The organism is Streptomyces sp. JJ66 (genome assembly GCF_019303495.1).
Taxonomy (GTDB): domain Bacteria; phylum Actinomycetota; class Actinomycetes; order Streptomycetales; family Streptomycetaceae; genus Streptomyces.
Map to the genome: position 1 here is coordinate 144,566 of NZ_JAEVFI010000006.1, position 8,120 is coordinate 152,685.

The 8,120-nt window shown below is 72.5% G+C and carries 8 protein-coding genes; 4 read left to right on the forward strand and 4 right to left on the reverse strand.

The window, feature by feature from the left end; genetic code table 11:
- Positions 1-6: 6 nt before the first annotated feature.
- The 4 genes from JJV70_RS06815 to JJV70_RS06830 are packed head-to-tail and all read right to left on the reverse strand — an operon-like array spanning position 7 to position 4,062.
- Positions 7-420, reverse strand: coding sequence for a nuclear transport factor 2 family protein (locus JJV70_RS06815; protein ID WP_219046819.1), 414 nt, complete (start codon positions 418-420; stop codon positions 7-9).
- Positions 417-1,712, reverse strand: a complete 1,296-nt coding sequence (locus tag JJV70_RS06820) for a glutamate synthase-related protein (protein WP_219046820.1) — start codon at positions 1,710-1,712, stop codon at positions 417-419. Before JJV70_RS06820 ends, JJV70_RS06815 begins: the two co-directional genes overlap by 4 nt.
- Complete coding sequence (locus tag JJV70_RS06825; RefSeq protein WP_219046821.1) at positions 1,709-2,734, reverse strand: asparagine synthetase A; 1,026 nt, start codon at positions 2,732-2,734, stop codon at positions 1,709-1,711. The genes JJV70_RS06820 and JJV70_RS06825 overlap by 4 nt, the downstream gene beginning before the upstream one ends.
- A complete protein-coding gene (locus JJV70_RS06830; RefSeq protein WP_219046822.1) occupies positions 2,731-4,062 on the reverse strand; it encodes a methylaspartate mutase in 1,332 nt (443 codons plus the stop codon). Before JJV70_RS06830 ends, JJV70_RS06825 begins: the two co-directional genes overlap by 4 nt.
- 233 nt (positions 4,063-4,295) lie before the next feature.
- Here JJV70_RS06830 and JJV70_RS06835 point away from each other — a divergent pair, with 233 nt between their 5' ends.
- From JJV70_RS06835 to JJV70_RS06850, 4 genes are all read left to right on the forward strand, one after another.
- Positions 4,296-4,760, forward strand: coding sequence for a cobalamin B12-binding domain-containing protein (locus tag JJV70_RS06835; protein ID WP_219046823.1), 465 nt, complete (start codon positions 4,296-4,298; stop codon positions 4,758-4,760).
- 61 nt (positions 4,761-4,821) lie between these two features.
- Positions 4,822-5,832, forward strand: a complete 1,011-nt coding sequence (gene sbnA, locus JJV70_RS06840) for a 2,3-diaminopropionate biosynthesis protein SbnA (RefSeq protein ID WP_219046824.1) — start codon at positions 4,822-4,824, stop codon at positions 5,830-5,832.
- Positions 5,825-6,901 (forward strand): 2,3-diaminopropionate biosynthesis protein SbnB, encoded by a 1,077-nt coding sequence (sbnB, locus tag JJV70_RS06845; protein WP_219046825.1) that lies wholly within the window; start codon positions 5,825-5,827, stop codon positions 6,899-6,901. The genes sbnA and sbnB overlap by 8 nt, the downstream gene beginning before the upstream one ends.
- A 58-nt stretch (positions 6,902-6,959) precedes the next feature.
- Positions 6,960-8,120 (forward strand): AMP-binding protein (locus JJV70_RS06850; RefSeq protein ID WP_257573503.1); only part of this gene is annotated, 1,161 nt, incomplete at its 3' end.

Here is an 8,120-nt window from a genome sequence, read left to right on the forward strand (position 1 = left end):
TGTCCTTCAGTGAGGGGCGAAAAAGAAGGTGTCGCGGCGGAGGAAGGCGCCATCCTCGTCCACGACGAAGAAGTCGGAGAACCGCAGGTCCACCGGGGAGTCGTCGTGCAGGACGCCCCGGAACGAGCCGTGCACGGAGACGTTCCGGCCGTGGGCGATGGCCGTCTCGAGAGCATGCCGGCCGGAGCGGATCGGGCGCTGCCGCGTGTAGAAGTGCCGGATGCCGGACCGACCGAGGAAGGGAGCGTGGCCAGGCCGGTGGTAGATCGCGTCTGGGGCGAAGAGCAGGACCATCGAGGCCATGTCACCCGCGTCGATCAGGTCGAAGTGGCGGATCACGCGGGCGATGGCGGCCGCCTCGGGCGAGTCCTCGGCGTGGCCGGCGAACAGGTCCGCGCCGGCCTGGGAGATGGTGGTCATCCTCGTTCCTTTACGAGCGGGGTGGGGTCTGGGGAGCGGCCGGGGAGCGGCCATAGGTCCTCGTGGTGCAGCTCGGCCGGGGCGTATTTGCCCAGGGCGCTAATCAGGAGGCGCAGTTCGACCGCGAGAGAGTCGACGAGTCGGCTCAGCCCCTCCTTCGGGTCCTCGTCGACGGCGAGGAAGGCGGCGCGCCCCAGTCCGACGGCCCGGGCGCCGAGGGCCAGTGCCTTGGCTGCGCGGGACCCATCGTGCATGCGTCCGGAGACGAGCAGGCAGTCGTTGCCGGGGGCCAGGCGCAGCAGGCACTCGGCGAGGGGGAGGCCGACATGGTTGAGGAAGGAGTGCGGGGCCCAGCCGGAGCCGCCTTCGGCGCCGTCCACGGTCACAGCGTCGGCCCCGGCGTCCCAGGCGGTGCGGGCGGCCTCGCGGACGTCCCGACCCGGGGGGAGCTTCACCCAGACCCGAGCGCGCGGGTAGTTGTTGCGCATCATCCGGATCTGCTGGCGGAGGATCTCGGTGGTGAACGTGCCGGGGCTGGCGCAGCGCAGTACGTGGTCCGCATCTGTGCCGTAGACGGGCTCGACGGTGAAGCGTTCGGCGGTCGCGGCGGCCAGCTCGGCGGACAGGACGGTCATGCCGCCGAGTCCCGGCTTGGCGCCCTGGCCGACCTTCAGCTCGAAGGCAAGGCGGCCGGAGTCGAGGAGGGGGCGGGCACTGGGGTCGCTGTAGACCATGTTCCAGACCTCGGCGTCGGCGTCCTCGGTGCTCTGCTGGACGGCGATCCCGCCGACCCCGTCGGGAAGTTCGGCGAGGTACTCGCAGATCCGGGCGCGCAGGGTGCGGTCGTCGCCGTCGGCGTCCGGAAGCCGGCCGAAGCCGCGTGAGGGCATGATGTTCTCCCCGATCACCATGGGGAGGCCGAGCCGACCGGCCTGGCGGCTCAGCGCGTTGGCCAGGTCCGCGCTCGCGACCTGGGTGGAGCCGAGGGCGGAGACGTACAGAGGCAGGGGCGCGGTGAGGCCGCCGATCCGGGTGGTCAGGTCCACGTCCGTGTGGTGGGGTTCCCGGCCGAGGTCGATGAGTTTCTCCAGGCGCCCGGGCATCAGCACCGGGGGGACCAGGCGGAGGGCGTCCAGCTCGTCGCCCGCGACGGCCGGGGCAGGCACAGCGCCCGCCCCGTACAGCGCGGTGCCGTAGACGGGCAGGGGCGGGAAGGCGCTCGCGGCGCCCTCGCGGGCCCGGGTCCGTACGGCGTCCTCGGGGAAGCCGGCGGCTCGCAGGGTGCCGGTCACGGGGAGACCACCCCGGGGACCTTCGGGTAGGCGTTGGCCTCCCAGACGTGGTCGAGGCCGGCGACGTAGCGGGTGAGGCGCTCCAGGCCGATGCCGAAGCCGGCGCTCGCGGGGATGCCCTCTCGGGCCAGCTCCAGGTACCAGCCATACTTGGCGGGGTTTTCGCCGGTCTCGCGGATGCGGGTGACGATGGTGCGGTAGTCCGATTCGCGTTCGCTGCCGCTGCACAGCTCGCCGTACCCCTCCGGGGCTATCAGGTCGAAGCTCTGGAGGACGCCGGGGTTGTCGGGGTTCTCCCGATCGTAGAAGCCGCGCGAGCCCTTGGGGTACTCGGTGACGAAGAAGGCGCCGTCGCTCGCGCGGGAGAGCAGGGCCTCGGCCCGCCAGTCGATCTCGGCGTCGGGGCTCTGCTCGTGGCCCAGCTCCCCGAGCCGGCGGGCGGCCTCGGTGTGGGTGTGGCGGCCGAAGCGGGCGCGGAGGATCCGGGTGAGCGCCTCGCGGTCGCGCCCCAGGCTGTCCAGTTCGGCGGCCATGGTCGTGGCCACGTCCTCGACGACGTACGCGACCAGATCCTCGGCCACGTCCATGATCTCGTCGCGGGTCGCGCCGGCGACCTCCACGTCGATCTGGTGGAACTCGGCGAGGTGCCGACTGGTCGAGGTGGTCTCCAGCGGCTCCAGGCGGACGTTGGGCGCGATGCAGAAGATCTTGTCGAAGGCCAGGAGGGAGGCCTGCTTGTGGAGGATCGCGCTGGTCATCAACTTGTACGGGTGGCCGTAGAAGTCGATGTCGACCTGCTTGGCGCCGCGCGCGCCCGGGTCCGTGACCGGGCCGATGATCGGCGGGAGCAGCTCGGTGAAGCCGCGTCGTGTCAGGTGCTCGCGGGCGGCGGTGAGGATGCGCTGCTGGACGCGCAGGACCGCCCGGGTGCGGGGCGAGGTGAGGTGGGCGCGGGGGTCGCTCGGCGGGACGTCCGCTTCCAGGACGCTTCCCGGCTCCGGGCGCGTGGTCGGGGTGGTCATGTGGTGGTCTCCAAACGCAGATGAGCCGGTTCGGCGTCGAGCGTGCGTCGATCGAACGCGCGGGCGACGTGGGACAGGGAGGTGAGCAGGCCGGAGGAGGTCACCCGGCCGATGGCGTGGCGGGCGTCGGCGGGCGGCGCGATGGGCAGTCCGCCGGTGCTCGCCCACTGCAGGCGACCGTCGCCGTCGATGACCCCGCGGGTGCGTCCCGCGTTGTCGGGGTGCAGGCAGTAGGGGACGTCGAGCCGGCCCAGGGCGAAGGCCTCGGCGAGCGCGGCGCCGACGTCGGAGCCGAGCTCCAGCACCCCGGCGATGATGGCGAGGGCCTCGTCGTGGATGCCAGTGTCCTCGACGGGCGGCGGGGCGGGGCGGGCGGCGGCGCGGTCGGCCGCGGCGGCGGCGTGCTCCAGCGCGGTGACGTTCTCCGCGATGGTCGGGATCCGGTGGGCCTCCGCCGTGGTCTTGACGATCAGCCGCTCGGCGCCGGCGTCCACCGTGAGGGTCGCGGCCGCGTCGAGGAGGGCGAGGGCGCCCTCCGGGGTGTGGGGGTAGAGGCCCATGTAGGTGTAGACGACGACGTGCCGGTCCACATCGGGCAGCAGAGCGTCGGCCAGCCGCCGCAGGGCGGTGATCGCCTCCAGGTCCTGGGCCCGGTCGGTCTGTTGGGCGTAGCTGAGGGACACGCTGCGGATGCCGTGCTGCCGGAAGAACAGCGCCTCCAGCACGCTCATGGCGACGAGCAGGCTGGGCGGGCACAGCTGGCCCAACAGGCAGCCTCCGAAGGTCTCCAGGTGCGGGGTGATCCCGGATTCGCCGGTGCGGGCGAAGAGTTCGCAGGACCGCGCCCAGTTCGCGATGGACCGGCGCAGCGGCATCCGGCTGTAGGGCAGGCAATAGGAGACGGGGCCGCCCTCGGTGGCGTCGAGGCCGAGGACGGCCATCGCGCGGAAGATGGCGGTCGGGTCGGCCGAGCCGTGCCGGACCTGCACCGGGAAGTCGGCGTCCCGGATCCCACGCAGCACCTCTCGGGTGGTGTCCGGGGCGTGGGCGGCGATCGGGTAGCCGTTGAGCGCGGTGCCGGCGGCCAGGGCGGCACGGGCCGCCGCGTCGTCGCCGACCCGGGTGTAGCTGTCGATGGTGAGGGTGCCGGCGGTGTGGGCAGCCGCCTCGCGGGTCGCGAGGAGGCCCTCGCGCATCAGGGCCGGGTCGCTCATGCCCATACGGGGCTGGACGACGAGCCGGCCCGCGGCCCGGGCCCGGGAGACGAACCCGGCGAAGCCGGCGGCCCGGTCCGGCGCCGGGGGCCGTGCCGGGGTCGTTGTCGTCATGGTTCGTCTCCTCCTGGGGTCCCTCGTGCCGTTGCCTCGGTCGACCATAGGGGCGGCCGGGAGCGGTGCCGGGCAGGAGGAGCGGCAGCGATGAGGCAGTTTCAGGGACCGTCGGGAAAGCGGCTTCGGGGCGGCCGGAAACTGCCCCCGCGCTGCCGGGCGCACTGCCCCAGGGCCCCGATTCGCGTGCCTAGTGTGTCGATTCGCTCCCGACGTCCAGAGAAATCAAAGGGATGGAACTCGACACAGCAATCGGCGCAGTCGACACCCGGTCACGCGAACGTCGCACGGTCGTCGTGTCGAGCATGGCGTCCGATTCCCACACATGGAATCTCGTGTTCCTGCAATTGCTCCTCGAGGAACTCGGCCATGACGTGATCAATCTCGGCGCGTGCGTCCCCGACGACCTGCTGGTGGCGCGGTGCCTTGCCGATCGGCCCGATCTGCTCGTGCTGAGCAGCGTCAACGGGCACGGTCTGCAGGACGGCCTCCGGGTGATCGGGGCGCTGCGGGGGCGGCCGGAACTCGCCGGACTCCCCGTGGTCATCGGCGGGAAGCTGGGCATTGGAGGCGCCGATCCGCGCCGCGCCCCGGTCCTGCTCGCCGCGGGATTCGACGCGGTCTTCGAGGAGGGCGCGTCGAGCGCGGCTCTGTTCCGGACCTTCGTGGACAGCCTCCCCTCGGGCGCACGGTTGTGAGGCCCCGCCCGTCGTCGCCCTCCACGACCGCACCTGCCGAGCACGAGCCTGGAGAGAAGAAGTGACAGCTGAGCAGGCTTCCGACGTCAGCAGCGGGAACGCCTTCCTCGAACTGCCGTATTTCCTTCCGTCCTTCGACACCTTCGTCAAATTGGAGGGGCTCAACCCGGCCGGTTCCATCAAGATGAAGGCCGCCCGGGAAATGGTGGACGCGGCGGAGGCTCAGGGACTCATAGGGCCCGACACCCGGCTGATCGAATCGACCTCGGGGAATCTCGGGATCGCCCTCGCCTCGATCTGCGCGGCCCGGGGGTATCCGCTCACCGTGGTAGCGGACCCGAACGCCAACGCGCGCAGCCTGAAGTACATCCGGGCCCTGGGCGCCGATCTCGTCGTCGTGACGGAACGGGACGCCGCCGGCAGCTACCTGCGGACCCGTATCGACCTGATCCGGCGCCGGGTCGCCGCCGACCCCCGGCTGCTGTGGCTGAACCAGTACACCAACCCCGCCAACGTAAATGCCCACGTCAACCACACCGGGCCGGAGATCTTCAAGGGCTTCGGGCTGCCCGACTGGCTGTTCGTGGGCACCGGCACCTCCGGCACCCTGATGGGCTGCGTGCGCTACCTGCGGAACATGGGCGCGCCGACCACGGTCGTCGCGGTCGACGCCCTCGGCTCGGTGACCTTCGGCGGGCCGCCCGGCCGTCGGCTGCTGCCGGGTTTGGGGGTGAGCCGGCGCCCCGAGATCTTCCACGACGACGGCTCCTTCCTGAAGGCGGTCATCGGCGAGGAGGACACCATCCGCGCCTGCCGCCGGGTGGCCCGCGAGTACGGGCTGCTGCTGGGGGGCTCCTCCGGCACCGTCCTGGCCGCCGTGGGCTCCTTCCGTGACCGGATCGCGCCCGGCAGCCGCGTCCTGGCCATCTCCCCCGACATGGGGGACGGCTATCTCGACTCGATCTACGACGACCGCTGGGTCGCCGAACGCTTCGGCGCCGGGGTGCTCGAACCCGCCCGGTCCGTCCGCTCCCCCCAGTCTCCCGTCTCCCAAGGAACCCTCCATGTCTGAGTCCCCGACCACCCCGACCGCCCCGACTACCGGCGCGGCCACGGCCGCCGAGCCGGCCGTGCCCGCGTTCTCCGTCCTCAACGGGCGGGACGTGGTGGCGCTGCTCGACGGCCGCGAGCGCGAGACCATCGACCGGGTGGCGCGCGCCTACCTGGCCCACGAGGCCGGCGACAGCGTCAACCCCGACAGCTACTTCCTGCGCTTCCCGCAGAAGCTGGAGGCCCGGATCATCGCCCTCCCCGCCTACCTGGGCGGGGACGTGGAGATGGCCGGCCTGAAGTGGATCGGCAGCTTCCCCGGCAACGTCGCCTCCGGGCTGCCCCGGGCCTCGGCCGTCCTCGTCCTCAACGACTTCGCCACCGGCTACCCCGTCGTCGTGATGGAGGCCGGGTCCGTGAGCGCCGCCCGCACGGCCGCCTCGGCGGCCCTCGCCGCGACCACCCTCGGCGGCGGGAACCCGCGCTCGGTGGGTGTGGTCGGCGGCGGCGTGATCGCCCGGACCATCTGCCGCTACCTGGCCGCCGCCGACGTGCCGCTGACCGCGGTGCGCTGCCACGACCTCGACGCCGCCTCCGCCACGGCGCTCGCCGACCACCTGCGGGAGCGGTACGGCTCCGAGGCCGCCCCGGCCGGCCTGGCCGAGGCCCTCGACTGCGACCTCGTCGTCCTCGCCACCACCGCCGCGAAGCCGTACGTCCCGGCCGACACCCGGTTCCGCCCCGAGCAGCTCGTCCTCAACATCTCGCTGCGCGACCTGGCCCCCGAGATCCTCTTCGAGGTCGACAACGTCTTCGACGACGTCGAGCACTGCATGAAGGCCGACACCTCGCCCCACCTGGCCGAACAGCTCAGTGGTGGCCGCGAGTTCGTCACCGGCACCCTCGCCGGCGTGCTCAACGGGACGGTGACCCTCGACCCCGAACGGGCCACCGTCTTCTCCCCGTTCGGCCTCGGCGTCCTCGACCTCGCCGTCGGCCACGAGCTGTACCGGCGGGCCCGCGAGAAGGGCCTGCTCGTCGAACTGCCGCATTTCTTCGGCGAGACCCGGCGCTGGCCGAGCTCCGTCTGACCGGGCCGGCGCCGGTCATCCGTCAAGAGTGAAGTACGAGGCTTTGGAGATGGTGGGGATGTCCCGACACCGTGAGGAGACGGCCGTGGGCCGCCCGACGGATTCCTGCGTGCACGAACTGTTCGAGGAGTGGGCCGCGCGGACCCCCGACGCGACCGCGCTGGTCTCCGGGGCCGGGGCGATGAGCTACGCCGAACTGGACCGGCGGGCCGACCGGCTCGCCCGGCACCTCGTCGCCCGGGGCGCCCGTCCCGGCGCGGTGGCGGGCGTCCACCTGGAACGCGGCCCGGAGCTCGTCGTCGCCGTTCTCGCGGTGCTCAAGGCCGGCCTCGCCTTCACCATGCTCGACCTCCAGTTCCCGACCGCCCGGCTGGCCGACGTGGCCGACCGGGCCGGCGTGGAGCTGATGGTCAGCCGGGACGAGCTGCTCGCCCCCTGGGCGGACCGGCTGCCCGACCTCGTGATCCGCCTCGACGAGGAACGACACGACGACGGGCACGGAAACGGCGGCACGGACGGGCACGGCTGCACGGACCGGGACACCGGCACGTACGAGGACACCGGCACGGACCGGGACGGCTTCGGGTCCCTCGGCCGGCGGGCCCACCCCGAGAGCCCCGCCGTGGTCATGTTCACCTCCGGCTCCACCGGCGAGCCCAAGGGCATCGTCGCCCCACACCGCGCGGTCGTCGGCACCCTGCTGGAGCAGGACTTCGTCTCCTTCGGCACTGACGAGGTGTGGCTCCAGTGCTCCCCGGTCTCCTGGGACGCCTTCCTGCTCGAACTCTTCGGACCGCTCCTGACCGGCGCCTCCTGCGTCCTGCAACCGGGCGGCCGGCCCGAGCCGGCCGTCATCGCCGACCTGGTCGCCCGGCACGCGGTCACCACCCTCCACGTGTCCGCCGGCCTCATGAACTTCCTGATCGACGAGTACCCGGAGGTCTTCGACCGGGTCGGCCAGGTCATGACCGGCGGCGAGGCCGCCTCGCTCGTGCACGTCGAGAAGCTGCTGACCCGCCGGCCGGACCTGCGGCTCGTCAACGGCTACTCCCCGGCCGAGAGCATGATCTTCACCGTCGCCCACACGGTCTCCCCGGCCGACGCCCGCGCCTCCTCCGTCCCCGTCGGCCTGCCGCTCGCCCACAAGCGGGTGTACGTCCTCGATGAGCGGCTGGAGCCGGTCCCCGTCGGCACGACCGGCGAGCTGTACATGGCGGGC

What these genes read in the sequence shown, in the direction of transcription:
- JJV70_RS06815 (WP_219046819.1), bottom strand. Translation starts at nt 420, where the DNA reads ATGACCACCATCTCCCAGGCCGGCGCGGACCTGTTCGCCGGCCACGCC.
- JJV70_RS06825 (WP_219046821.1), bottom strand. Translation starts at nt 2,734, where the DNA reads ATGACCACCCCGACCACGCGCCCGGAGCCGGGAAGCGTCCTGGAAGCG.
- JJV70_RS06830 (WP_219046822.1), bottom strand. Translation starts at nt 4,062, where the DNA reads ATGACGACAACGACCCCGGCACGGCCCCCGGCGCCGGACCGGGCCGCC.
- JJV70_RS06835 (WP_219046823.1), top strand. Translation starts at nt 4,296, where the DNA reads ATGGAACTCGACACAGCAATCGGCGCAGTCGACACCCGGTCACGCGAA.
- sbnB (WP_219046825.1), top strand. Translation starts at nt 5,825, where the DNA reads ATGTCTGAGTCCCCGACCACCCCGACCGCCCCGACTACCGGCGCGGCC.